This window comes from Alcanivorax sp. HI0083, from assembly GCF_001635175.1.
This window is the reverse complement of record NZ_LWFX01000783.1, coordinates 1-513: the sequence shown is the minus strand read 5'-3', so window position 1 is coordinate 513 and position 513 is coordinate 1. Positions and strand designations below refer to the sequence as shown.

The 513-nt window shown below is 58.9% G+C and carries 1 protein-coding gene; it reads right to left on the bottom strand.

The annotated features are described in order from the left end of the window. Positions 1–123 precede the first annotated feature (123 nt). Positions 124–513, bottom strand: a 390-nt coding sequence (locus tag A3754_RS07615; protein ID WP_197468553.1) for an ATP-binding domain-containing protein, incomplete at its 5' end; no start/stop codon positions are given.

Sequence of the window (513 nt, the reverse complement as noted above, 5' to 3'; positions counted from 1 at the left end):
AGATGGTGAAACAAAAAACGGGATGCTTCGGCATCCCGTTTTTTTATGCCGCTCTGCGGCTGCAACACGCGTCACGCAACAGGCAACACGCTATGCGCCCGCCGCGCTTTTAACTTTACACTTTCAACTCAACCGCTCTGCCAATCCCGACGCCCGCCAGGTGCGTTTCTTCACGGCGCTGTCCAGCACCGCCGGTTTGCCGAATTCCAGCAGAGTGAAACGGTCCCGGGCGCGGGTGACGGCGGTATAGATCAGTTCCCGGGTGAGCAGCGGGTGGGGAGCGTCCGGCAGTACCAGCAGGGTATGCCGGAATTCCGAGCCCTGGGATTTGTGCACCGTCATGGCATAGACGGTTTCCACCCCGTCCAGGCGGCTGGGCAGTACCCATTTGATGCGCCCGTCCGGCAACTGGAAGGCCACTCTTAACAACCGTTCCGTCTTGCCGTGTTTCTCCTCAAGTAATGGCAGGGTCAGCCCCACATCGCCATTCATCAACCCCAGTTGATAATCGTT